Origin of the sequence: Brevundimonas sp. DC300-4 (assembly GCF_049897365.1) — a bacterium.
Classification (GTDB): Bacteria; Pseudomonadota; Alphaproteobacteria; order Caulobacterales; family Caulobacteraceae; genus Brevundimonas.
In genome coordinates this window covers 1-22,665 of record NZ_JAFCWC010000018.1, presented here as the reverse complement: position 1 = coordinate 22,665, position 22,665 = coordinate 1, and the positions used below count along the sequence as shown (strand labels likewise).

22 protein-coding genes and 1 tRNA gene are annotated in these 22,665 nt (G+C 67.4%); 9 read left to right on the top strand and 14 right to left on the bottom strand.

All coding sequences use genetic code 11. The annotated features are described in order from the left end of the window. Positions 1-800: 800 nt before the first annotated feature. Positions 801-2,243 (bottom strand): aldehyde dehydrogenase family protein, encoded by a 1,443-nt coding sequence (locus ACP7AZ_RS16725; protein WP_426039787.1) that lies wholly within the window; start codon positions 2,241-2,243, stop codon positions 801-803. A gap of 244 nt (positions 2,244-2,487) precedes the next feature. Between ACP7AZ_RS16725 and ACP7AZ_RS16720 the strand changes: the two genes are divergently transcribed. Together ACP7AZ_RS16720 and ACP7AZ_RS16715 are read left to right on the top strand one after the other, a co-directional pair. Further along, a complete protein-coding gene (locus tag ACP7AZ_RS16720; RefSeq protein ID WP_426039785.1) occupies positions 2,488-4,218 on the top strand; it encodes a type I secretion system permease/ATPase in 1,731 nt (576 codons plus the stop codon). After that, entirely contained in the window at positions 4,215-5,570 is a 1,356-nt protein-coding gene (locus ACP7AZ_RS16715; protein ID WP_426039783.1) for an HlyD family type I secretion periplasmic adaptor subunit, read from the top strand. Before ACP7AZ_RS16720 ends, ACP7AZ_RS16715 begins: the two co-directional genes overlap by 4 nt. Here ACP7AZ_RS16715 and rfbA read toward each other — a convergent pair whose 3' ends face one another. From rfbA to rfbB, 3 genes are read right to left on the bottom strand one after another with little or no spacing between them, the layout of a single operon-like run. Next, a complete protein-coding gene (gene rfbA / locus ACP7AZ_RS16710) occupies positions 5,571-6,455 on the bottom strand; it encodes a glucose-1-phosphate thymidylyltransferase RfbA (protein ID WP_426039781.1) in 885 nt (294 codons plus the stop codon). It abuts the gene before it with no gap. Further along, a complete protein-coding gene (gene rfbD, locus ACP7AZ_RS16705; protein ID WP_426039779.1) occupies positions 6,452-7,339 on the bottom strand; it encodes a dTDP-4-dehydrorhamnose reductase in 888 nt (295 codons plus the stop codon). Before rfbD ends, rfbA begins: the two co-directional genes overlap by 4 nt. Further along, on the bottom strand, positions 7,332-8,432 hold the full coding sequence (gene rfbB, locus ACP7AZ_RS16700; RefSeq protein WP_426039777.1) for a dTDP-glucose 4,6-dehydratase: 1,101 nt from the start codon (positions 8,430-8,432) through the stop codon (positions 7,332-7,334). Before rfbB ends, rfbD begins: the two co-directional genes overlap by 8 nt. 150 nt (positions 8,433-8,582) lie before the next feature. Here rfbB and ACP7AZ_RS16695 point away from each other — a divergent pair, with 150 nt between their 5' ends. Both ACP7AZ_RS16695 and ACP7AZ_RS16690 read left to right on the top strand, forming a co-directional pair. Continuing rightward, the gene (locus tag ACP7AZ_RS16695) at positions 8,583-8,999 is read left to right on the top strand and encodes an Hsp20 family protein (protein WP_426039775.1); all 417 of its coding nucleotides are present in this window, start codon (positions 8,583-8,585) and stop codon (positions 8,997-8,999) included. Between the two features lie 84 nt (positions 9,000-9,083). Then, positions 9,084-9,350 (top strand): DUF1150 family protein, encoded by a 267-nt coding sequence (locus ACP7AZ_RS16690; protein ID WP_426039773.1) that lies wholly within the window; start codon positions 9,084-9,086, stop codon positions 9,348-9,350. 48 nt (positions 9,351-9,398) lie between these two features. On the opposite strand, the gene ptsN is transcribed toward ACP7AZ_RS16690, so the two are convergent. The 8 genes from ptsN to ACP7AZ_RS16650 all read right to left on the bottom strand — a co-directional run bounded on the left by ptsN (position 9,399) and on the right by ACP7AZ_RS16650 (position 15,125). After that, positions 9,399-9,869, bottom strand: coding sequence for a PTS IIA-like nitrogen regulatory protein PtsN (ptsN, locus tag ACP7AZ_RS16685; RefSeq protein ID WP_426039771.1), 471 nt, complete (start codon positions 9,867-9,869; stop codon positions 9,399-9,401). An 88-nt stretch (positions 9,870-9,957) separates the two neighbouring features. After that, positions 9,958-10,611 (bottom strand): ribosome hibernation-promoting factor, HPF/YfiA family, encoded by a 654-nt coding sequence (hpf, locus tag ACP7AZ_RS16680; protein WP_426039801.1) that lies wholly within the window; start codon positions 10,609-10,611, stop codon positions 9,958-9,960. Between the two features lie 74 nt (positions 10,612-10,685). Beyond that, the gene (gene rpoN / locus ACP7AZ_RS16675) at positions 10,686-12,188 is read right to left on the bottom strand and encodes an RNA polymerase factor sigma-54 (protein ID WP_426039769.1); all 1,503 of its coding nucleotides are present in this window, start codon (positions 12,186-12,188) and stop codon (positions 10,686-10,688) included. A gap of 137 nt (positions 12,189-12,325) precedes the next feature. After that, positions 12,326-13,120 carry an LPS export ABC transporter ATP-binding protein gene (gene lptB / locus ACP7AZ_RS16670; RefSeq protein WP_426039767.1) on the bottom strand — a complete coding sequence of 265 codons (795 nt, stop codon included), beginning with the start codon at positions 13,118-13,120 and terminating at the stop codon, positions 12,326-12,328. 6 nt (positions 13,121-13,126) lie between these two features. After that, entirely contained in the window at positions 13,127-13,618 is a 492-nt protein-coding gene (locus ACP7AZ_RS16665; RefSeq protein WP_426039765.1) for an LptA/OstA family protein, read from the bottom strand. 1 nt (position 13,619) lies between these two features. Further along, complete coding sequence (gene lptC / locus ACP7AZ_RS16660) at positions 13,620-14,279, bottom strand: LPS export ABC transporter periplasmic protein LptC (RefSeq protein WP_426039763.1); 660 nt, start codon at positions 14,277-14,279, stop codon at positions 13,620-13,622. Continuing rightward, positions 14,276-14,890 (bottom strand): ribonuclease D, encoded by a 615-nt coding sequence (locus ACP7AZ_RS16655; RefSeq protein ID WP_426039761.1) that lies wholly within the window; start codon positions 14,888-14,890, stop codon positions 14,276-14,278. Before ACP7AZ_RS16655 ends, lptC begins: the two co-directional genes overlap by 4 nt. A gap of 148 nt (positions 14,891-15,038) precedes the next feature. After that, positions 15,039-15,125: transfer RNA gene (locus ACP7AZ_RS16650), tRNA-Leu, on the bottom strand. A 197-nt stretch (positions 15,126-15,322) separates the two neighbouring features. Here ACP7AZ_RS16650 and ACP7AZ_RS16645 point away from each other — a divergent pair. Continuing rightward, the gene (locus ACP7AZ_RS16645; RefSeq protein ID WP_426039759.1) at positions 15,323-16,315 is read left to right on the top strand and encodes a complex I NDUFA9 subunit family protein; all 993 of its coding nucleotides are present in this window, start codon (positions 15,323-15,325) and stop codon (positions 16,313-16,315) included. 146 nt (positions 16,316-16,461) lie between these two features. On the opposite strand, the gene ACP7AZ_RS16640 is transcribed toward ACP7AZ_RS16645, so the two are convergent. After that, entirely contained in the window at positions 16,462-17,373 is a 912-nt protein-coding gene (locus ACP7AZ_RS16640; RefSeq protein WP_426039800.1) for an isopenicillin N synthase family dioxygenase, read from the bottom strand. A gap of 260 nt (positions 17,374-17,633) precedes the next feature. On the opposite strand from ACP7AZ_RS16640, the gene ACP7AZ_RS16635 reads away from it, so the two are divergent. The 4 genes from ACP7AZ_RS16635 (at position 17,634) to ACP7AZ_RS16620 (ending at position 21,281) form a co-directional block, all read left to right on the top strand. After that, positions 17,634-18,308, top strand: coding sequence for an OmpA family protein (locus tag ACP7AZ_RS16635; protein WP_426039757.1), 675 nt, complete (start codon positions 17,634-17,636; stop codon positions 18,306-18,308). A gap of 235 nt (positions 18,309-18,543) precedes the next feature. Further along, the gene (locus tag ACP7AZ_RS16630; protein WP_426039755.1) at positions 18,544-18,729 is read left to right on the top strand and encodes a hypothetical protein; all 186 of its coding nucleotides are present in this window, start codon (positions 18,544-18,546) and stop codon (positions 18,727-18,729) included. A 43-nt stretch (positions 18,730-18,772) separates the two neighbouring features. Continuing rightward, positions 18,773-19,906 (top strand): DegT/DnrJ/EryC1/StrS family aminotransferase, encoded by a 1,134-nt coding sequence (locus tag ACP7AZ_RS16625; protein WP_426039753.1) that lies wholly within the window; start codon positions 18,773-18,775, stop codon positions 19,904-19,906. A 61-nt stretch (positions 19,907-19,967) separates the two neighbouring features. Continuing rightward, entirely contained in the window at positions 19,968-21,281 is a 1,314-nt protein-coding gene (locus ACP7AZ_RS16620; RefSeq protein ID WP_426039751.1) for a tetratricopeptide repeat protein, read from the top strand. 3 nt (positions 21,282-21,284) lie between these two features. On the opposite strand, the gene ACP7AZ_RS16615 is transcribed toward ACP7AZ_RS16620, so the two are convergent. Continuing rightward, entirely contained in the window at positions 21,285-22,295 is a 1,011-nt protein-coding gene (locus ACP7AZ_RS16615) for a class I SAM-dependent methyltransferase (protein WP_426039749.1), read from the bottom strand. Positions 22,296-22,665 lie beyond the last annotated feature (370 nt).

Here is a 22,665-nt window from a genome sequence, read left to right as displayed (position 1 = left end):
CACTGGGTCGTATGCCCGCTCCGACGTGACGTCGGGGGGCCATGGTCCGCCGCGCGAGCGGTTAGGCCCGGTCACTCTCGCCAGAAGCGGCCTTTCTGCACGTCCGAAATAGAGTCAGACTCAGACATTTACGGATTGCCTGAGGCCTCGGATGGCTCGGCCGTTCAGGCGGCAGGCATTACCTATGCTGAACCATGGGCATCGGAAAGCGCCAGAATTATTTTGCATCCAGGCGGCTGTTTTGTAATCGAAAATGGAAGCTTCCCAAGCTTTCAGCGCCTTCTTCCGAGCCTTAGCCGACCAAGCCCTCACGCGTGAGCGGAGGGTTTTATTTAGATTTGGCTCGAGTCGCTCATATGGCTCTAAAGCAGTCTGGCGGCCGCGCGGAATCTGGCCGCATTCCCTGCACCCTGATAGGATTCGGCCGCCGGATCGGCTCGTAAGCTATGGAATGCGTTCGGATTTAGCCGCCCACTGATATTCCGGTGGGGCAATATTCGCTCATTTCCCTGTTTATCGGGCCCGAACAGGGAAATCTCCCGCGAGCACACGCCACCTCGGTGGCCGCCACGGAGTGGCTATGGACTTGGTCTAAAAGAAACTGCTGTCCACGAGAGAGAAGGATCGCCAGTCCTTCGTCCACCACCAATTTCCCAAGGGGCTAGCAGGAAACTGCTAGCCCCTTGTTCGTTTGGGTTAACACCGGCCGGGCAACAGTCGGCGTTCGCGGGCGAACCGGACCTGTCCCTCCCCGAGCTGGGCCTGGACCTCCCACACTAGTTCCGGCTCGCCCGTCACGATCAGCTCCAGCTGTAGGCGGTCTTATGCTGGGTGAAGAACTCGGCCGCAGCGAAGCCCTGTTCACGCGCGCCATAGCTGGACTTCTTGGAGCCGCCGAAGCCGACGTGATAATCGACGCCGGCGGTGGCCAGGTTGACCATCACCATCCCCGCCCTGGCCCGACGCTGGAAGTCGCGCGCGTACTTCAGCGACGTCGTGGCGATCCCCGCCGACAGGCCGAACTCGACGCCGTTGGCGATGGCCAGCGCCTCTTCGTAGTCCTTGACGCGGATGGTCGAGGCGACGGGGCCGAAGACCTCCTCGTTATTGATCCGGGACGTCGCATTCGTGTCGGCGATCAGAGTCGGCTGAACGTACCAGCCGGGATTTTCGAGGCTCAGCCGGTTGCCGCCGGTCACGATCCGCCCACCCGCCGAGCGGGCGATGTCGATATAGCTGTAGGAGTTTTCCATCTGGCTCTCGGACACGGCCGGACCCATCTGGGTTGCGGGATCTAGCGCATCGCCGACCTTGAGCGCCCGCACCTTCTCACCCAGCGCGGCGACGAATCGGTCGTGGATTCCGTCCTGCACGATCAACCGGCTCGACGCCGTGCAGCGCTGGCCCGTGGCGAAGAAGGAGCCGTCCAGGGCGATGGCCACGGCGCGCTCCAGATCCGCATCGTCGAGCACGATCAGAGGGTTCTTGCCGCCCATCTCGAGCTGGACACGCGCCTGACGCTCCATCGCGCCCTTGCCAACCCCCGCGCCGACCGTCTGCGAGCCGGTGAAGCTGAGGCCGTCGACGTCGTTGTGCGCCACGATGGCCCGGCCGACGGCGCCGTCGCCGATGACCATGTTGACCACGCCCTTGGGCAGGCCGGCCTCATGAAGGATGGCGATCAGGGCCTCGGCCGTCGCTGGGGTCGGGCCGGCAGGCTTGATCACGACCGTGTTGCCGAAGGCGATAGCGGGCGCGATCTTCCAGGCCGGGATGGCGATGGGGAAGTTCCACGGGGTGATCAGACCGAACACCCCGACGGCCTGGCGATAGGTCTGGATCTCCACACCCGGCCGCACCGACATCAGGTTCTGGCCGTGAACACGCAGAGCCTCACCGGCGAAATATTTCAGGATGCGCGCAGCCCGGGCCGTCTCGCCGATGCCCTCGGGCAGGGTCTTGCCCTCCTCGCGAGACAGCAACCGGCCGACCTGTTCGCGACGATCCATCAGGATGTTGGAGGCGCGGTCCAGCACGTCGGAGCGCACCTCGGGCGAGGCCTCGGACCAGCCGGGGAAGGCGGCCTTGGCGGCGGCGACGGCGGCATCGACCTCGCCGGCGCCGCCCTTCGGCGTGCGGGCGACGATCTCGTTGGTGTTGGACGGGTTGTGGCTTTCGCCTGGCCGGTCGGCGTTCACCTTCTCGCCATTGATCCAGTGGGACAGGTCCAGTGTATCGATCATCGGTCTTGCCTCATCGTGAAAACGGGACGGCGGAGGAGCGCCGCCCCTTTGTTTTTCGGACTATTAGCCAGGGACAGCCCTGCATGTCTTCCAGCTCGCGCCCGCGGTTGTCGGCCCGCTTTGCTCTTCCCGTCCACCAGGTTCGTCCCCTCGGAGCATCGCCTTTGTCGTGCGGGCGTTAGGCCCTATAGCTCAGACTGGCATTGCGCGGTCGCAGCGGCAGGCCAAGGAGCTCGATCGACCCGTGCTGGACGCCTTTCTCGGCAAACGTCCCGGTTCAGAGCCGCTGTTTGCGGCGCTGAGGCAGTGTCGCGTCCACTTCATCGGGGCTGCGGCGTTCAGCGCCCTCGTCAATCTGCTCTACCTGACCCCCACCCTTTACATGATGCAGGTCTACGACCGGGTAGTTCCGACCGCCGGGCTGACGACCCTGGTGCTGGTCAGCGCCGTGGCCGTCCTGGCGCTCGGGTCGCTGGCGGCGCTGGACTGGTTGCGGACCCGCATCCTGATCCGTGCGGGAATCCAGCTGGATCGCGACCTGGCCGGCACCATCCTCGCACGGGTGACCGAGGCGGGCGGGCGGACCCAGGGCGTTCAGGCCCTGCGCGACTTCGACGCCCTGCGCGGCGCCGTGTCAGGTCAGGGGGCGCTGGCCCTGTTCGACGCGCCGTGGACGCCGATCTACCTCGCCTGCTGTTTCCTGCTGCACCCGTCCATCGGAGTGCTGACCCTGGTCGGTGGGATCGTGCTGGCGCTCCTGGCCTGGCTGAATGAGCGCGACACCCGTCCGCGTCTGGGCCGCGCCAGTCGCGCCGGCAACGCCGCCTACGCCGCCCAGGAAGCCTTGTCCGGCCAGTCCGAGGTGGTCCAGGCGATGGGCATGCGCCGCGCCATCATCGCTCGCCAGATGGAGGGGCGCCGCACCGCCACCGACGCCCAGGCCGAGGCCCAGTTGACGGGCGGCCGTTATTCCGGTGCGATCAAATTCGTGCGGCTGGCGCTGCAATCGGCGGCCCTCGGCATGGCCGCCTTCCTGGTGGTCAGGGGACAGATGTCGCCCGGTGCGATCATCGCATCCTCGGTCCTGCTCAGCCGCGCGGTCATGCCGATCGAGCAACTGGTCGGGGCCTGGCCGAGCCTGGTCCAGGCCCGGACCAGCTGGAAGAGCCTGATCGACCTGTTCATCAAGACCGCCGGCCACGGCCAGCTGCGCACCACCCTGCCCGCCCCGACAGGCCGGGTCTCGGTCGAAGGGGTCGGTGTCCGCCTGCCGGGCGCGGAGACCCCCCAGCTTCGCAATGTCACCGTGGGCGTCGAACCGGGTCAGGTGCTGGGCATCATCGGTGCCAGCGGATCGGGCAAGACGACCCTCGCCCGGGTCATGGCCGGCGCCCTCTCACCCGAAACCGGCTCGATCCGACTGGACGGCGCGGACTATGGCGCGCGCGATTCCGACAGCCTGGCCCGCCACATCGGCTATCTTCCGCAGAGCCCGACCCTGTTCGCGGGCACGGTCAAGGAGAACATCTCGCGCTTCGCCGATCCGTCGGCCGAGGTCGACGCCGCCGCCGTCCGCGCGGCCCAGTCGGCCGGCGTGCACGACCTGATCCAGCGCCTGCCCAATGGTTATGACACCGTTCTGGGACCTCAGGGGTCTGGCCTGTCGGCGGGGCAGTCCCAACGCATCGGCCTGGCCCGCGCCCTCTACGGCGACCCGGTCCTGCTGGTGCTGGACGAGCCGAACGCCAGCGTCGACCAGGACGGCGAAAGCGCCTTGATCGCCGCCGTCGAGGCCGCCGCCGCCCGCGGAGCCGCCGTGGTCCTGGTTGCCCACCGCGCGGGCGTCCTGGCCCGGGCCGACCGCCTGCTGGCTCTGCGCGACGGCATGGTTCAGGCCGAAGGGCCGAGGGAAGACGTCCTCGCCCGCCTGCGCGGTCCGCGTCCCGGCGGCCTGCACGAGGTCAAGGCGGGATGAGCCTCCAGTCTCCCGCATCGGCAGCCTCCCCGGAGCCCGGCCACGTCGAGCCCCAGACCGCGTCGCCGCGTCGCGAATTGATCCTCGGCGGCGTCATCATCGCCCTGTTCTTCGTGCTGTTCCTGGGCTGGGCGGCCATGGCCCCGCTCGATTCGGGCGCCTACGCACCCGGCCAGGTGGCCGTGACCGGCAACCGCCAGGCGGTCCAGCATCGCGAAGGCGGTACGGTCACCGCCCTGCATGTCGCTGAGGGCGACAAGGTCCAGCAGGGCCAGGTGCTGATGGAGCTATCGACGGGAGAGCTGACCGCCGCCGAGCGGGGTCTGTCCGGACAGGTCTATGCCCTGGCGGCGCAGCGCGCCCGCCTGATCGCCGAGCGCGACAAGCTGGCCGTCATTCCTGTTCCCGCAGAGTTCGCCAATCTGTCGCCCCAAGACCGCGTCCTGGCCGACGAGGCCATGCGCCTGCAACGGCTGCAGTACGGCGCCCGCAGCGCCGGCCGTTCGACCGAGGTCGGGGTGCTGCGCCAGCGCATCGGCCAGCTGGAGGAGCGGATCCAGGGCTATCAGCGCCAGATCGAATCCAACATCGAACAGAGCCGGCTGATCGCCGAGGAGCTGGAAGGTCTGCGCTCCCTCGCGGCCCAGGGCTACGCGCCCCAGACCCGCGTCCGCGCACTGGAACGCGACGCCGCCGGCCTCAACGGCCAGCTCGGCTCGCTTCGGGCCGAGGTCGCCGGCACCCGGCAGCAGATCGGCGAGACCCGGCTGCAGATGCTGACCATCACCACCGGCATGAACGAGGACGTCTCCGACCAGCTGCGCGCCATCGAGGTTCAGTTGAACGAGACCCAGCCGCGGCTTTCGTCATTGCGCGACCAGATCGAGCGCAGCCGGATCCGCAGCCCGGCGACCGGCCAGGTCGTGGGCCTGGCCGTCTTCACCCAGGGCGGGGTGATCCAGGCCGGCCAGGTGCTGATGGAGGTCGTGCCCGACGCCGCGTCCCAGATCATCGTCGCCGAGATCAATCCAGCCGACATCGACAACGTCCGCGTCGGTCTGGACACGGAAGTCAAGTTCCCCGGTCTGCGCGAGCGCGACCCGCCGATCATCCATGGCCGGATAACCCGGCTCTCCCCCGACACCTTCACCAACCAACAGAGCGGCGTCCGTCACTATCGCGCGGAGATTTCCGTGCCCCCGGCCGAGATGGAGCGACTGGGACGTGCAGCCCGCGAGATCCGGCCGGGCTTTCCGGTCGAGGTCGTGGTGTTGCTGCGCAAGCGCACCGCCCTGTCCTATCTGATCGAGCCCCTGACCCGGAACCTGTGGCGGTCGGGTACGGAACAGTAGTCAGCCGATCCGGCCGAACTCGAGATAGCGGGCCAGGTAGCGGCCGTAGTCCGACCCCGCCGTGCGGGCGACCGCCGCTTCCAGACCCGCTTCGTCGATGAAGCCCATATGGTGGGCGACCTCCTCAGGGCAGGCGATCTTGACGCCCTGGCGCTGCTCCAGCGTGCGCACGAACAGGGCCGCGTCCAGCAGGCTCTCGGGCGTCCCGGTGTCCAGCCAGGCGAAGCCCCGCCCCAGCCGTTCGACCGCCAGCCGGCCCCGATCCAGATAGGCGCGATTGACGTCGGTGATCTCCAGTTCACCTCGGGACGAGGGCTTCAGGTTGGCGGCGATCTCCACGACCTCCGCGTCGTAGAGATACAGGCCGGTGACGGCCCAGTTGGAGCGTGGCTTCGGCGGTTTTTCCTCGATCGAGGTCGCCCGACCGGCGGAGTCGAAATCCACCACGCCATAGCGTTCCGGGTCGCGGACCTGATGGGCAAAGACGGTCGCGCCCCCGCCCTCCGCCGCGCGCACGGCGCTGTTCAGCCGCTCGACCAGGCCGTCGCCGTGGAATAGATTGTCGCCCAGCACCAGGGCGGAAGGTCCGCCGGCCACGAAGTCGGCGCCGAGCACATAGGCCTGGGCGATGCCGCCCGGGGTCGGCTGGACCAGGTAGCTCAAGGACAGCCCCCACTGGCTGCCGTCGCTCAACAGTGACTGGAAGGCGGACAGATCGCGGGGCGTGGTGACGATCAGGATCTCGCGCACCCCGGCCAGCATCAGGGTCGTCAGCGGATAATAGATCAGCGGCTTGTCGTAGACCGGCATCAGCTGTTTCGACGTGACCGCCGTCATCGGATGCAGTCGCGTTCCTGCGCCGCCGGCGAGAACGATGCCCTTCATGGCGCGGCCTTTTCTGATGGCAGTCCGTCGACAAGGTCGACGACAGCTTCGCGCCAGTCGCGCATCGTCACGCCGTAGTCGTTCGCCAGCCGTTCGCAGGACAGGCGCGAATTGACGGGACGCGGAGCGGGAGCCGGACGATCGGCGGCCGGTATGGGGACGACCGTGGTGCGCGATCCGGCCAGCCGCAGCGCCTCGACCGCCAGTTCGGCCCAACTGGCCTCGCCCGCATTGACGCAGTGATAGACGCCGGTCGGCGCCTCGGGGTCGGCGATCATGGCCAGCGTCAGCGTGGCCAATGCCTCGGCCAGGTCGTCGGCTGAAGTCGGACTGCCGATCACATCAGCGACGACAGTCAGCTCCGGTCGGCTGACCGCCCCGTCGACAATGGTCCGGATGAAGTTCTTGCCGCGCGCGCTGACGACCCAGGCCGTCCGCACAACCGCCGAGCGGGGATTGGCCGACAGAACCGCCAGTTCGCCAGCCCGCTTGGATGAGCCGTAGACGCTGATCGGTGCTGTCGCATCATACTCGGCGTAAGGGCGATCCCGCCGCCCGTCGAAGACGCAGTCGGTCGAGATGTGAACCAGCGGGAGGCCTGCACGCCGCGTCGCATCGGCCAGCCGGGCGGGGATCAAGGCATTGGCCAGGAAGGCGTCGCCGGCCTGCGCCTCGGCCGCGTCCACGGCGGTGAAGGCGCAGGCGTTGATCACGGCCGCGAACGGAGTGCGGGCGAAAGCCTCACTCAGCGCCACTTCGCTCGTCAGGTCCAGTTCCGCTCGCGTCGGACGATGCAGCCGGACGCCCTCCGGCCACGACGCATGCGCCAGGGCCTGCCCCACCTGTCCGTGCCCGCCAGTGATCAGGATGTCGATCTCAGCCACCCGCCAGCCCTCGCCGCGCCACAGCGTCGCGCTCGTCGACGAGCGCCTCCCACCAGTCGCGATGATTCAGATACCAGGCTACGGTCTCGCGGATGCCCTGATCGAACTCGACCCGGACCTCCCAGCCCAGGTCGTCGCGGGCCCGCGAGGGATCGACCGCGTAGCGTCGATCATGGCCCGGCCGGTCCTCGACGAGGGCGATCGCCTCCGCATGCTGCCGACCGTCGGCGCGCGGCGCGAGCTGGTCCAGCGCCGCGCAGATCGAGCGCACCAGCTCGATATTGGTCCGCTCGGCCCCGCCGCCGAAGACATAGGTCTCCCCCGGGCGGCCCTGCTCGAACGCGGCGCGCAGGCCCCGGACGTGGTCGTCCACATGAAGCCAGTCACGCACATGCAGCCCGTCGCCATAGACAGGCAGCCTGTTTCCCGCGAGCGCCTGCAGGATCATCAGCGGAATCAGCTTCTCCGGAAACTGGAACGGGCCGTAGTTGTTTGAACAGTTCGTCACCACCACCGGCAGGCCAAAGGTGTGGCCCCAGGCACGGACCAGATGGTCCGCAGCCGCCTTCGTCGCCGAATAGGGCGAGCGGGGATCGTAACGGGTCGTCTCGTCGAAGGCGCCGGTCGGCCCCAGAGAGCCGAACACCTCGTCGGTCGAGACTTGATGGAAGCGAAAGGCCTGCGCCACCTCGCCCTCCAGGCCGCGCCAGTGCTCCAGCGCCGCCTGCAGCAGCACGAAGACCCCGACGATATTGCTGTTCACAAACGGCCCCGGCCCATCAATCGACCGATCGACGTGGCTCTCAGCCGCCAGATTGATGATCACATCGGGCGAGAACGACTGGATCGCAGCTCGCACGGCGGCCGGATCTGCGATGTCGCCCCGCACGAAGGAAAATCGTGGATCGCTCCGCGCCGCATCGAGAGCGGCAGCACTGGTCGCATAGGTCAGGCTGTCGAACACCAGCACCTGGGCGTGCGAATGCGCGATCATATCCCGGGCCAGGGCCGAGCCGATGAAGCCGGCGCCTCCCGCGATCAGGATTCGAGATGCCGCCAAGCCCGCCCCTTCGTCCCGGACAATCCGGATCATGGACCGTTCTAGAGGCCCCGGCGAGACCCGACCAGTGGCCCCGGAGAACGGGCTTGCTCACGCTGCCGCGCCTGCCCATATCGGATCACGGCCGGAGCCTCGCCGATCCGGGGGGCATCAAGGCCGCAGTCGCTTGTCGAGGACTGAACCATGACGACCCGAACCGTGCTGTTCGACAGCCCCTTCCTTCTGGGGTTTGACCAGACCCGTGCCCTGATCGACCGCGCCGCCAAGGCCGCGGCCGAGAGCTATCCGCCCTACAATGTCGAACAGCTGGGCGACGACGCGGTGCGCATCTCGCTGGCCGTGGCCGGCTTTTCACCTGACGATCTGGCGATCACCATGGAAGGGCGCCAGCTGACCATCGCCGGCAAGCGCGAAGGCGCCTCGCCGGAACAGGCCTTTCTGCATCGCGGCATCGCGGCGCGCGGCTTCGTCCGCAGCTTCGTTCTCGCCGACGGTCTGGAGGTCGAGGGCGCCCGGCTGGAGCACGGCCTGCTGCACGTCGATCTGCTCCGGCCCGAGAACGTCGAACCGGTCCGTCGAATCCCGATCAGCGTCGGCTGATCCCAACCGAATGCGCGCGCGATGACGCGCCTGCGAACTCGCGGCCCTTCCGGACGTTGTCTTATTGAAAAGGAGGCGGTCTTTATGACGCCGATGATGACCAACAAGGATTTCGCCGGCCTCGGCGCGCCCGACCTCGTCTACGTGCGCGAGATCACCGCCGCTGATGTGATGGCGGACGCGATCTCCGACGCACCCCTGGAAGACGCCATGGGGCTGGTGATCGATCCTGACCAGACCCTCTATGCCGTGCACGGTGCGGACGGTGAGCGGCTGGCGGTCATGATGGATCGCGAGGCCGCCTTCGCCGCCGCCGTGGCGCACGAACTCGCGCCGGTTTCGGTGCACTAGACCCCGCCGCCGTGCGCCCTGGCGAAGGCCGGGTAGCACGGCTGGACGTCAGGCGGCCGTCGCAGGCACGTTGGCGTCGCGCACGAACAGGGCGTGAATCGCATCCTCGGTCCGGGCCTGGCGCAGTTGTTCGCGCAATTCCGGTGAGCGCATCGCCCTGGAGACCGCCGCCAGGGCGCGCAGATGTTCGGCGCCCTCGCGCGGCGGGGCGAACAGGGCGAACATCAGATCGACCGGGCGATCGTCCACCGAGTCATACGCGACGGGGGTGTCCAGGCGCACGAACACCGCCTTGACGCGGTCCAGACCGGCCAGGCGCGCATGCGGAACCGCCACGCCGGAACCGAGACCGGTCGAGCCCAGCGCCTCGCGTTCCATCAATGCGTCGAAGACGCGAATCTCGTTCAGGCCCATGGCCTGGGCCGCAGCGGAGGCCAGCACATGCAAGGCCTGCCGCTTCGATGACGCGCCGCTTTTCAGGACGATTCCGTCCCGAATCAGCAGTTCACCAATGTCCATGATCGTCCCGACTCATACTCGAGGTTGTGGGCAGGCCCCCTGGAGGGGGCGCGCGCCGTCTAGACGGTTCACGCGCCCCTGGGAAGTCTTATGCGCCAGAACCGTTTCCGTTAAGCGACGCGGTACGTTCCGGGTCTATCCACCCAACATTGCCGTCCGGGCGGCGATAGACGACTGAAAGTCCGCCGTGCGCCGCGTTCTTGAACAACACGACCGGATAGCCGGTCATGTCGAGTTCCAGCACCGCGCGTCCGACCGTGATGGTGCGGATTTCCGAAATGCTTTCGGCGATCACCATGCCCGTGGGCGGTGGTCCGTCGTCGTCGCCGGCCGTTTCGAACAGGGAGTCCTCGACGTCATCGTCGGGATTGCGCAGCACGATGCTGCGCGCCACCGAGGCGGCGGCCATCTCGGTCTTCTCGGGTGACAGGCCCTTGGGTCCGATGTGATGATCCTTGAGCCGGCGCTTGTAGCGTCGGACCCTCTTCTCCAGCTTTTCGAGGCTGTCGGTGAAGGCCGCATGGGCGTCACCGCCCAGGCCTGTGGTCACGAGCGATTGCCCGGACGCGAGGCGGACCCAACAGTCCACCTTGAAGCCGTAGCCGTCCTTGGACACCACGACCTCGGCGTCCTGGCCACCGCGGTCGAAGTATTTTCCGACTCCGTCTTCGAGTTCCTGGGAGATGCGCGAGCCTAACGCTTCGCCGACATCCACTTGCTTGCCGCTGACTTGGACTTGCATAGGGATAGAACGCGACCGACCGCGAAAGGTGTCAATCGGGAACACCGTTTTCACGGTCACGCTTTGTTGTTCGATCAGCCGGTTTTCAGCATGCGCCGGCGCTCGACCGACGACGGAATTCTGAGCGCTTCCCGGTACTTGGCCACCGTGCGGCGGGCGATGTCGATGCCGGCTTCCTTGAGGATCTCCACGATCCGGTCGTCGGACAAAACGTCGCCATCGCGACCTTCGTGGTCGATCATCGACTTGATACGGTGACGCACGGCCTCGGCGGAGTGGCTGGCGCCGCCGTCGGTCGCCTGGATCGCAGCAGTGAAGAAGAATTTCAGCTCGAACACACCGCGCGGGGTCGAGACGTATTTGTTCGAGGTGACACGGCTGACTGTCGATTCATGCATGCCGATGGCGTCCGCCACGGTTCTCAAATTCAGGGGGCGCAGGAACTCCACGCCGAAGGCGAGGAAGGCATCCTGCTGGCGCACGATCTCGGACCCGACCTTCAGGATGGTCCTGGCTCGCTGGTCGAGAGACTTGACCAGCCAGTTGGCCTGGGCCGCGCAGTCGGCGACGAAGGTCTTCTCCGTCTCGGTCCGCGCACCGGCGGAAACCGAGGCGTGGTAGCGTTTGTCCACGAGCAGCCGCGGCAGGGTGTCTGAGTTCAGCTCTACCCGCCAGCCGCCGGCCGGGTCGGGCCGGACATGGACGTCAGGGATCACCGTCTGGGCGATCTCGCCGGCGAACCCCGCGCCGGGCCGGGGCGTCAGGGCCTTGAGTTCGGAGATCATCTCCGACAGGTCCTCGGCATCGACGCCGCAGACGTTGCGCAAGGCCGACAGGTCGCGCTTGGCCAGCAGGTCAAGATTGTCGAGCAGGGCGCCCATGGCCGGATCGAACCGGTTCCGTTCGACCAGCTGGAGCTTCAGGCATTCCGGCACCGACCGCGCCATGACGCCCGTCGGCTCGAACCCGTGGCAGACCGACAGCACCGCCTCGACCCGCTCCAGGCCGCAGCCCAAACGGTCGGCGATCTCGGCCAGTTCGCCCCGCAGATAGCCACCCTCGTCGACGCCGTCGATCAGCGACAGGGCGATGGCGTGGTCCGTGGCCGAGAACCCGGCCGAGGACGCCTGCTCCTGCAGATGCTCCCACAGGGTGGGGTCGTGGCGTTCCGGGCGTTCGCCCCCGTCACCGTCATTGAACGACCCGCCCTTGCCCGCCGCCGACCAGTCCGACAGCCCCGGTTGTTCGGCCGCCTCGTCGGACAGACGGTCGGAGGTGCGTTCGCCCGGCGTCGCGTCGCCATAGACGTCGTCCTCGCGCGCATCGACGGTCGAGGACCGCTCCGACGCCTCGGCCTCGGAGAAGCTCAGCTCGGTGGAATCGGTCGGAGCCTCGCGCGCGGCCTCCGCGCCGGCCTCCGGCTCCTCGCGCTGCAGCAGCGGGTTATTTTCGAGCTCGGCCTCGACGTATTCGTCCAGCTCCTGGTTGGACAGTTGCAGCAGCTTGATCGCCTGCTGCAGCTGGGGCGTGATGACCAGCCCCTGCCCCTGCCGAACCTCAAGCCTCTGACCAATCACCCTGAACGCCCCCAGCGAGCCCTTGTGGCCCGGAACTTGCTGGCAGGATGAACGCGACCGGTTAACGCGGGCTTTCGCACGTCCGGCGCATGCGCAGGAGACGGTCAACGGCCAGATCCAACCGATGCCGTTACGCGTCAGCCGTAGAGATCGCCGAGATAGACGCGGCGCACCTCGGGGTCGTGGATGACCTCGTCGGCGGTGCCTTCGAACAGGACCGAGCCGTTCGAGATGATCGAGGCGCGGTCGATGATGTCGAGCGTCTCGCGCACATTATGATCGGTAATCAGGACCCCGATGCCCTCGCCGGCCAGGTAGCGGATGACCTGGCGGATGTCGGCGATGGCCAGGGGGTCGATGCCAGCGAAGGGCTCGTCCAGCAGCATGAAGCTGGGCTTGCCGGCAAGGGAGCGTGCAATCTCGACGCGTCGGCGTTCGCCGCCCGACAAACCGGTCGCCGGCGCATGGCGCAGATGGTCGATATGCAGCTCTTCGAGCAGGCGGGTCGTCTCTGTCTCGATCGCCTTGCCGGTCTCGTTCAGTTCGACGACCGCCATGACGTTCTGCTCGACCGTCATGCCGCGAAAGATCGAGGCCTCCTGCGCCAGATAGCCCAGACCCATGCGGGCGCGCTGGTACATCGGCTGGGCCGTGATGTCCTCGCCGTCCAGCCAGATGGAGCCGCTGTCCGCCGGGATCAGGCCGGTGATCATGTAGAAACAGGTGGTCTTGCCGGCGCCGTTGGGGCCCAGCAGACCCGCGACCTCGCCGCGCTGCACCGTCAGGGAGACGTCGGAAACGACCTGCCGCGCGCCGAAGGCCCGGGCAATGTTCCGGACCCTCAGGCCCTTTTCAAGCGCGGGTGCGGGGGCGACGGCCGTCGCGGCCTCGCGGTCTTCCAGATTGAGGGCGGAGAGTTCTTTGCGGGCCATCAGGAGCTAGGTGGAGCCTTCGGGATAGAAGACCCCGCGCACCCGGCCGCCGTTGGCCGCCGTTCCGCCCGCGACCAGCGCCTCGCCGGTATCGACGTTGTAGCTCAGGCTGGCGCCCGTCAGGACGTTCTGGCCCTGGGTCAGGATGACGTCGCCGGTCACCACAACGGTGGCATTGGAGACGGTGTAGATCGCCCGGTCCCCCCGGATCGTCTCATTGGGCGTGACGTAATAGACCTCGCCGGTTGCCTCGATCCGCGTCAGTCCGCCCGAGGCGTCACGCACGCCCAGAATGGCGTTGGCCCGCAGGCGGGTGTCGCCTTGCGTGATCTCGGCCCGGCCGCGCAACGACACCGCCGTATTGGTCAGCTCGCCCGTGTCGGCGCCGTAGCCGATCGGCTGGTTGCTGACGTTGGAACGGGTTTGCGCCAGGGCTGCGCCGCCCAGGCCCAGGGCCAGGACGCTCGCGCCGGTCAGTATCAGGTGGCTGGTCTTCATGTCATTCACCGGAAGCGGGGTTGATGGTCCCCTGCACCTTGTTGTCGCCAGAGCCCCTGAACACGACCCGTTGGCCCTGTTCATAGATGGCATAGGACGTTGCCGAGATGGTTCCAAGAGGGCCGCGCCCCTGAACGCCCTTGTCGCCCGTCACCACGCCCGACGCGGTGTCGACCACGGCCTCCGGCGTCGTCAGTGTAAAGCCCGATCCGCCGTCGGAAATCCGCACGTTCGGCCCGATCGTCACGCTGCGGGCCTGCTCGTTGTAGATCCCGGCGTCGGCGGTCATCTCGGTCACCTTGGTGCCGCCGAGGTTGAGCCTGAGCACCGGACCATTGAGCCGGAACCGTCCCGTCGCCGGGTCCCGCACCGCGCCCTGGGCGCCGATGATGAAGGACCGGCCCGCCGCGTCCTGGCCGTGGAACATGGGGTTGTCGAGGCGGATCTCCTTCGACTGGCTCGCCTCACGTTCGACCCCCGACATCACCGTGCGGAACACGGTCCAGGTCAGGGCCCCGCCCGCCAGCACCACGATGAGTATGGGCAGAAGGCGGCGGTACAGATGAACCCGGCGGGAGCGCGAGCGCCAGCGACCGGCCTGCTGGGCCAGTCGAGCCTCGTCGGCGCGCTTCCTGTCCTCGCCGGGGTCGAAGTCGGTCATGTGTGCGCGAAGATATCCATCTCGTCCCAGCCGCGCAGGTCGAGCCGCGCGCGGATCGGCAGGAAGTCGAAACAGGCCTGGGCCAGTTCCATCCGGCCTTCGCGGACCAGCATCTCGTTCAGCCGGCGCATGATGACGTGCAGGTGCAGCACGTCGGAGGCGGCGTATTCCAGCTGGGCCTGCGACAGCTCGGGCGCGCCCCAGTCCGACGACTGCTGCGCCTTGGACAGGTCGATGCCCGCCATCTCGCGCGCCACGTCCTTCAACCCGTGCCGGTCGGTATAGGTCCGGGCCAGTTTGGACGCGATCTTGGTGCAGTAGACCGGCCGCGTCTCGACCCCGAGGTGCAGTTCCACCATGCCGATGTCGAACCGGCCGAAGTGGAAGATCTTTAGCACGTCCGGATCGGCCATCAGCCGCTTCAGGTTCGGGCAGTCGTAGCCGGGGCGGTTCATCCGCACGATATGGGCGTCGCCGTCCCCGGCCGAGAGCTGGACCACGCACAGCGGGTCGCGGCGGAAGCGCAGCCCCATGGTCTCGGAATCGACGGCGACCTCGGGACCCAGGTCCAGGCCGTCCGGGAGGTCGCCTTCATGCAGATAAACGGTCATGTCCTCCCCTAAACCAGCAGGGGCGCGGATGCGATAGCAGGCTGACCTGCCAACCGTCGCTCAAGCAGCGAGCGACCGCGTCGCGAGCGGTAGCGACGCCAGAAAAGTAAAACGGCGCCGCATCTTGCGATGCGACGCCGCTTGAAACTGGTGCCCAGGAGAGGACTCGAACCTCCACGACATTTCTATCACTGGCACCTGAAGCCAGCGCGTCTACCAATTCCGCCACCTGGGCCCGGAGGCGCGCGTCGAAACGCGTTCCTGACCGGAAGGCGCGGACCCTTAAGGCAGTGCACGGAGCGGGTCAACACGGTTTTCGGCGGTTTCTCGCAGCTTGCGCGCCACCCCTGCGTTGCGGGGGCGCCGGGCATCGTCTATCCCCGCCCTGCAAGGCCCGCGCGGGCTTTCACGACGCCGCTCAAGGAACTCCCGATGTCCGAATCCACTCCCGGTCTGGTCACCGTCTTCGGCGGCTCTGGCTTCGTCGGAACCCAGGCCGTCCGTGCCCTGGCTCGTCGCGGCTGGCGCGTTCGCGTCGCCGTGCGCAAGCCCGCCCTGGCCCAGGATCTACGCATCCTCGGCGACGTGGGTCAGATCCAGCCCGTCCGCTGCGACATCACCAGCCCCGCCGACGTCGCCGCCGCCCTCAAGGGCGCGAACGCGGCCGTAAACCTGGTCGGCATCCTGTTCGAAACCCCGGCTCGCGGCTTTCAGAAAGCCCACGTCGAGGGCAGCCGCAATGTCGCCGAGGCCTGCGTCGCCGCCGGCGTCGGCCGTCTGGTGCAGATGTCGGCCATCGGAGCCGACATCCACGCCGAAGGCGAGTACGGCCGCTCCAAGGGCGAGGCCGAGGCCGCAGTCCGCGCCATCAAGCCCGACGCGGTCATCCTGCGTCCCTCGATCGTGTTCGGGAACGGCGACGGCTTCCTGAACCGCTTCGCCTCCATGGCGACGATGTCTCCGGCCCTGCCCCTGATCGGCGGCGGCGTGACGAAATTCCAGCCGGTGTGGGTCGGCGACGTGGCCGAGGCCATCGCCCGCTCCGTCGTTCGGACCGACGCCGCCGGCCGCACCTTCGAACTGGGCGGCCCGGAGGTCTGGTCGTTCAAGCAGATCCTCGAATACATCCTGCGCGAGACCGGCCGCCGCCGCCTGCTGGCGCCCCTGCCCTTCTTCGCCGCCTCGGCCATCGGCTCTCTGGCCGAGATCACCGCCGTCCTGGGCATCGCGCCCGTCCTGACGCGCGACCAGGTCGCGATGCTGAAGACGGACAATGTCGTGACCCCGGACGCCGAGGGTCTGTCGGCGCTCGATATCGAAGCGACCGGTCTGGAAGCCATCGCCCCGTCCTACCTGTGGCGCTACCGCCGCGGCGGCCAGTTCGCCGCCAGCCCGGGCGCGGTGCAGGCGGAAGCGGCGCTTTAGTTTTTCCGTGCATCCCCGCGAAGGCGGGGACCCAGTTCTTTGGACGATAGCTGTCACTGAGCGCGCTCGACAGCGATCCCAAGCGCGGTGCCGGTGCTAAAACCTGGGTCCCCGCCTTCGCGGGGATGCACGGTGTTTTTACTGGATCAAAGCAGCCGGATTTCCTTCAGTCGCTCGGTCAGGAAGTCCTCGGCCATGATCGACTTGCCGGCATAGAGATCCGGGTTCTCGTCCGTGATCGTCGACGGCAGGGTCTCGATCACATAGTCCGGATTGAAGTGCAGGAAAAAGGGCGTCGAATACCGCGCGAAGCTGGCCCGGTCCGGCGCGGGATTGACCACCCGGTGGCTGGTTGACGGCAGGACGTGGTTGGTCAGCCGCTGCAGCATGTCGCCGATATTGACCACAAGGGCGCCCGGCGGCGGCGCGACCTCCAGCCACTGACCGTCGGCGTCCTTCAGCTGCAAGCCCGCTTCTTCCGCGCCCAGCAGCAGGGTGATGACGTTGATGTCCTCGTGCGCGCCCGCCCGCACGCCCGGCGCCCCTGCCGGAACCGGCGGATAGTGGAGCATCCGCAGGATGGAGTTCCCCAGCTCGACCTTGTCCTCGAAGAAGTCGTCGCCGAGCTTCATGTACCGGGCGATGGCCTTCAGGATATTGCGACCCAGCTGATCCAGCGCCTCGAACATCCCGTAGAAATGAGGCTTGAAGCCCGGCACCTCGGTCGGCCACAGGTTGTCGCGCATGTACTGGCGATAGGGATGGCCCTCCGGCAGTTCGCGGCCTGTGTGCCAGAACTCCTTCAGATCCACGGCAGCCGCGCCCTTGGCGGCCTCGACCCCGAACGGCGTCAGACCGCGCGCTCCGCCCGTACCCGGCTGGTGGTACAGGCGCTTCACCTCTTCCGGCAGGGCGAAGAAGGCCTTGGCGTCGTCGATGGCCGCGTGGATGACCTCCTCGTCCAGCCCGTGATCCGCGATCACAGCGAAGCCATAGCGTTTGAACGAGGCGCCCAGCTCATCGCTGAAGCCCTGGAAGTCGGCGTCGTAGCGCGACATCGAAACGGGCTTGATGCCTTTAGCGGCAACGGAAGTGGCGTCGAGGGTGGCGGTCACGGGCGGGCCTTTCAATTCGTGCGCGGCAATCCATTCGAGGACGCCGGGGGAGAGGTTCATACGCCCTGACATCACAAATTGGCAGATCGAGGTCGCAATACCGCATTCTCGCGGTTCGTTCATCTCGGGGTCAGACAGGAACCTTCACCGTAAGCCCACGTTTCGGGTGGATATAAACCCGTACATTTTGAAAGGAACTCCCTATGCGCATGAACCTGATCGTCACGAGCCTCGGCGTCGCCGCCATGCTGGGCGCCGGCGCCTGCACCACCATGGATCCTTATTCCTCGACACCGAGCCGCAACAACACGGGCACGGGCGCGATCTACGGCGCCCTCGGCGGCGCGGTCCTCGGCTATCTAACCAACACCTCTGACGGCGAGCAGGGCCGTCGCAACGCCCTGATCGGCGCCGGTGTCGGTGCCCTGGGCGGCGCGGCCGTCGGCAACTACATGGACCGCCAGCAGCGCGCGATGGAGGCCGAACTGTCGGGAAGCGGCGTGGGCGTGGCGCGTCAGGGCGACAATCTGGTCCTGCGCATGCCGTCCGACGTCACCTTCGCGGTGAACCAGTCCAACATCGAGCCCCGCTTCGATTCCGTCCTGCGCGATGTCGCCGGCGTTCTGGCGGAGTACGACCGCTCGCTGGTGGACGTCGTGGGCCACACCGATTCATCGGGCGGAGACGCGATCAACCAGCCCCTGTCCGAGCGCCGCGCTCTCGCCGTCGCCGACGCCCTGATCAGCAGCGGCGTCCAGCGCGAGCGTCTGTTCGTCGCCGGCCAGTCCTCGCGCGTCCCGGTCGCCTCCAATGCAACGGCCGAGGGCCGCGCCCAAAACCGCCGCGTCGAGATCCTGATCCGCCCCTTCACGGGCTGATCGCGGCTTCTCTACACTGTGCGCCCCCGGCGAAGGCCGGGGGCCGAGGGCGAACTCCGCCGCCGCCGCCGGGGAGCCTTCGGTTCATCCCGGCCGCCTGGCTGTCGATCTGGATCCCGGCCTTCGCAGGGATGCACGGAGTGTGGCGAGATTTATCGTTAACGCACACGGTTCAGCGACTTGCGTCCTGATTCCGGGTGTGGTCCTAGGACGTGCTGACGACTGGGGGAGCGGCATGGATCAGGACATCTGGAATCGCGACGACGGGCGTCTCGCGCAGGGCGCCAGGATGGTCGCCGCGGCCGTCGCGTCCGCCGTCCTCACCGCCACCGTCGTCATCGCCGTGGGCCAGTCGATGGTTGATCGCCACACCCCCGCCCAACCCGCCTCCGACGCCGCCCTGATCCGAACCGGCGGCTGATCTCCGGCTTGCAGGAATCGGCGACGCGGCGTCTCCTGCGCCAGTGACCGCCTTCATTCGCATCCCTCTCTCCGCACCCGACATCGGTCCCGCCGAGCGTGAGCGCCTGCTCGAAACCTTTGACGCCGGTTGGGTCTCCTCAGCCGGACCGGTGGTGGAGGCCTTCGAACGCGTCTTCGCCGAGGCGACCGGTTTCGCCCACGCAACGGCAGTCTCCTCCGGCACGGCCGCGTTGCATCTGGCCCTGACGATGCTGGACCTGAAGCCCGGCGACGCCGTCATCGCCCCGACCCTGACCTTCATCGGAGGGATCAGTCCGATCGTTCACGCAGGCGCACGACCGATCTTCGTGGATAGCAACCCCGCCGACTGGAACCTCGATCCCCGGCTGCTCGAACAGGCCTTCGATCGCGCCCGGACGGAAGGCTTGACCGTCCGCGCCATCGTTCCCGCCGACCTCTACGGCCAGTGCTGCGATATCGACGCGATCCGTGCGGTCGCCGACGCCCACGGCGTCCCCGTGATCCTCGACTCTGCCGAGGCCGTCGGCGCGACCCTCAACGGCCGCCACGCGGGCCATGGCGCCTCGGCCGTCGCCTTCTCGTTCAACGGCAACAAGATCGTCACCACGGGCGGCGGCGGCATGCTGGCCTCCGACGACGGCGCGCTGATCGCCCGCGCCCGTAATCTGGCCGCCGCAGCGCGCCTGCCCGCCGTCCACTACGAACACGCGGAGGTCGGCTTCAACTACCGGATGCTCAGCCTCGCCGCCGCCCTGGGCCTGGCCCAGATGGAGGCGCTGGAGGCAAGGGTCGCCCGCCGGCGCGCCATCTTCGATCGCTATGAGGCCCGCCTCGGCGGTCGCTACGGGGTCGCCTTTGCGCCGGAGGCCCCGGGCCGGCGCCACACCCGCTGGCTGACCGTCATGCTGATGGACGCGGAGTTCGTCGGCAGCCCCGACCGCCTCCGCCTTGCGCTCGACGCCGCCAACATCGAGGCCCGGCCGGTTTGGAAGCCCATGCACCTGCAGCCGGTGTTCCGCGACGCCCTGATGATCAATGAATGTGTGGCCGAAACCCTGTTCGCCAACGGCCTGTGCCTGCCCTCGGGCAGCACCCTGACCGATGCCGACATCGACCGGGTCTGCGACGTCATCGAAGCGACCTTCGACGCCTGACCACCCGGGTGCGCCTTTCTCAAACATTGGCCCTTCGCGTCGGATGGACTATGTCTCTGACATGGGGTCGCTTTCCGAAACCGCGCTCGACGCGGACGAGCTGTTTCGTAGCGACGACGTCGTCGTGCGGCGCGTACCGGCCGGGCCGTCCGATCGCTGGGTGGTGACCTTCGATCACTACGCCATCGGGCCAGGATTCGACCGGCCAGGTTTCGGCGAAGCCTATCTGCGATCCGAGGGCATCTCCGCGATCCATGTCATGGGGCGGTCGGAGGACTGGTATCAGTATCCGGATATGGCGTCGGCCCTTGCGACGGTCCGGGCGGCGACCGCGGGCGCAGATCGGGTCGTGACCTACGGCTCCAGCATGGGCGGATATGCGGCCTTGCGCTTTGCGGACGCCGTCGGAGCCACCGACACCGTAGCCCTTTCGCCACAGTATTCGATCGATCCCAGAGTCGCCCCGCACGAGTTGCGCTGGACCCAGGATGCAAAACGGATCCGTTGGAGGCCGGATTTGAGCGGCCCGATCTCCTGCTCGGCGCGCCCGGTGGTCATTTTTGATCCCACCGGTCCTGATCGCTGGCATGGAGAGCGCATCGAGCAGGACCTGGGTTTTCGCGCCATTCGCCTGCCTTACACCGCCCATCCGGTCACGACCTATCTGGCGGATGTCGGCCTGCTCGGGCCGCTTCTGACGGAGGTCCTGGCCGGGGTTTTCGACGCACCAAGCTTCCAGCGGCAGGCGCGCAGGCGACGGGCACAGAACGGGATCTATCTCGGCGAACTCGCCGCGGCCCAGCCGCAGCGCAAGGCGTCGACGGCCCTGGTGTTGGCCAGGCGCGCCGTCGAAGTCAGTCCCGGCAACTATCATGCCCAGGTCAGTCTGGCTCGCCTGCTCAGCCGCGAAGGACTTCACGACGAGGCGCTGACGATACTCGAGAGCGTGGTGCAGGCCAGCGAGCGCGGCCTGACCTATGTCGTCGACCTTGGCAACGCCCTGGTCCTGGCCGGGCGGATCGCCGACGCGCGCGTGATCGTTGATGAGGCCCTGTCACGAACGAGCGACGTAGCCCACCTGCATGCGTGGGCGGCGCACATCTGCTGGCTGAACCATGAGAAGACCACGGCGCGGCGTCTGATCCGGCGCGCCACCATGCTGGATCCGGGAAACACGCCCTACCTACGGGCGTTGATCGACTACTATTTCGGCGCGCCTCTCTCGACCGGGCATCGCGGCGTCAGGGCGACGCCCTGGCTGCGCCTGGTGCGCTGGGTGATGAGGGAACCGCTGAAGCCGAATGCAAGCGAGAGGACGACGCGACCCTTCTTTCTCCGCCGACGTGACGATCCCGCCTCGGGCGGCGCAAGCTGACGGTCAGACGCCTTCCCCGCGCTGGACGATCACACCGATCGAGGTCGTCGCGAAACCCATGAGCGCGGCGACCAGGTGGGGCTGCTCGCGATAGGGCGGGACGTCGACATAGACATCCATGGGGTTCGTCCCGGGCTCGAAATCGAACACCGCGGCCTTGTGACCGGCCGTGTTCAGTCGCTCCGCCAGCCCTTCCAGATCGCTGCGCCGGAAAAGGACGGTCGACATGTCGTCAACGGTCTCGGTGTTCGAGCTCACGTTGAATTCGGTCGTGTGGACGGCCCAGCCTCCGGGCTTGAGGCAGGCCACCGAGTTGACGATGAAAGCCAGACCGTTCTCGATCGAACCCAGATGCTCGAGGGCGCAGGCCGACCAGCAGAAGTCGAAATCGACCAGATCAGCCGGGATCGCGTTCATGTCGCATTGGCGCAACGACACGTTCCGCTCGAAGAGGTCATCAGGGCACACGAGCGGGCGACGCAACGCCAGCTTGTCTATCGCGTGCTGGGACGATTGCGCCCAGCCCTCAGCCGCCGCTGCGGCGAGGCTGAGGTCAGACGCAACGATTTCGCAGCCCTCGGAGGCGAAGAAGGCGGGCAAGGGCTCCAGGCCCACGCCGAAGCCGAGGCCCCGCGCGCCAGGCTTGACGGCTCCCCGCTCCCACAACGCCTGGCAGATGAACACGAACTCCCAAAGCTTGCGGTGATAGCGTAGCGCCTCGCCGAGCCTCGCGGCCCAGAAGGAGAAATAGGGTTCCTCGAAGCTGGATTGGCGGCAGAGGGTGGCCAGCGCGAAGGCGTTCTCGGCGGGCTGACCCGGCACCAGCGGCGGCTGGTTCCGCCAGAGCGACTCCTCTGGCAGGGACATCGAACCGAGGACGGTCCGCATCTCGCGCCGGTGTTCGTTGAACGCGAGCCACATCGCGTCCTGATACTGGTTGATCAGTCGCAGGCGGTCCTCGGCGCGACGAAGGCGTTCCGGAAGGCGCGAGAAAATCTTGAAAAAGCGAAGCATGGCGCGTTCCGAACTGAGACGTCTGCCGGCACGTTCGGCAACGCGCGGATAAGCCAGAAAAGCGGGGTCGGTTTGCCGATGACCTCGACCGGCGTCAACCACGACAACCGCTTCGGGCCGCCGCAATGCAAGCTGGCTAAAAACACAAACGAGCCCGCCGATCTCGATCGAGAAGGGCGGGCCCGCATTGTCTTGCCAGATAACGTCCGGGCCTTCGCCCCGCCGTCGGCGTCTTCAAGATGGACCTGTCAGGATCCCGATCCTTGCGGGATCGGGATCCTTGTCCAGGCGTCCTAGAAGTTGATGCCGATGGTGGCGCGACGGTTCAGAGGCTCGCGAACGCCGTCGGCGGTCGGACGGGCCAGGTTGG

Bases quoted from the DNA above. Each gene is read 5' to 3' on its own strand.
- ACP7AZ_RS16635 (WP_426039757.1), top strand. From the start codon at position 17,634: ATGCGCATGAACCTGATCGTCACGAGCCTCGGCGTCGCCGCCATGCTG.
- ACP7AZ_RS16630 (WP_426039755.1), top strand. From the start codon at position 18,544: ATGGATCAGGACATCTGGAATCGCGACGACGGGCGTCTCGCGCAGGGC.
- ACP7AZ_RS16695 (WP_426039775.1), top strand. From the start codon at position 8,583: ATGACGACCCGAACCGTGCTGTTCGACAGCCCCTTCCTTCTGGGGTTT.
- ptsN (WP_426039771.1), bottom strand. From the start codon at position 9,869: ATGGACATTGGTGAACTGCTGATTCGGGACGGAATCGTCCTGAAAAGC.
- lptB (WP_426039767.1), bottom strand. From the start codon at position 13,120: ATGGCCCGCAAAGAACTCTCCGCCCTCAATCTGGAAGACCGCGAGGCC.
- ACP7AZ_RS16665 (WP_426039765.1), bottom strand. From the start codon at position 13,618: ATGAAGACCAGCCACCTGATACTGACCGGCGCGAGCGTCCTGGCCCTG.
- ACP7AZ_RS16620 (WP_426039751.1), top strand. From the start codon at position 19,968: ATGGGGTCGCTTTCCGAAACCGCGCTCGACGCGGACGAGCTGTTTCGT.
- ACP7AZ_RS16615 (WP_426039749.1), bottom strand. From the start codon at position 22,295: ATGCTTCGCTTTTTCAAGATTTTCTCGCGCCTTCCGGAACGCCTTCGT.
- ACP7AZ_RS16640 (WP_426039800.1), bottom strand. From the start codon at position 17,373: ATGTCGCGCTACGACGCCGACTTCCAGGGCTTCAGCGATGAGCTGGGC.
- ACP7AZ_RS16655 (WP_426039761.1), bottom strand. From the start codon at position 14,890: ATGACCGTTTATCTGCATGAAGGCGACCTCCCGGACGGCCTGGACCTG.
- hpf (WP_426039801.1), bottom strand. From the start codon at position 10,611: ATGCAAGTCCAAGTCAGCGGCAAGCAAGTGGATGTCGGCGAAGCGTTA.
- ACP7AZ_RS16725 (WP_426039787.1), bottom strand. From the start codon at position 2,243: ATGATCGATACACTGGACCTGTCCCACTGGATCAATGGCGAGAAGGTG.
- ACP7AZ_RS16645 (WP_426039759.1), top strand. From the start codon at position 15,323: ATGTCCGAATCCACTCCCGGTCTGGTCACCGTCTTCGGCGGCTCTGGC.
- lptC (WP_426039763.1), bottom strand. From the start codon at position 14,279: ATGACCGACTTCGACCCCGGCGAGGACAGGAAGCGCGCCGACGAGGCT.
- rfbB (WP_426039777.1), bottom strand. From the start codon at position 8,432: ATGATCCGGATTGTCCGGGACGAAGGGGCGGGCTTGGCGGCATCTCGA.
- ACP7AZ_RS16690 (WP_426039773.1), top strand. From the start codon at position 9,084: ATGACGCCGATGATGACCAACAAGGATTTCGCCGGCCTCGGCGCGCCC.
- rfbA (WP_426039781.1), bottom strand. From the start codon at position 6,455: ATGAAGGGCATCGTTCTCGCCGGCGGCGCAGGAACGCGACTGCATCCG.
- ACP7AZ_RS16715 (WP_426039783.1), top strand. From the start codon at position 4,215: ATGAGCCTCCAGTCTCCCGCATCGGCAGCCTCCCCGGAGCCCGGCCAC.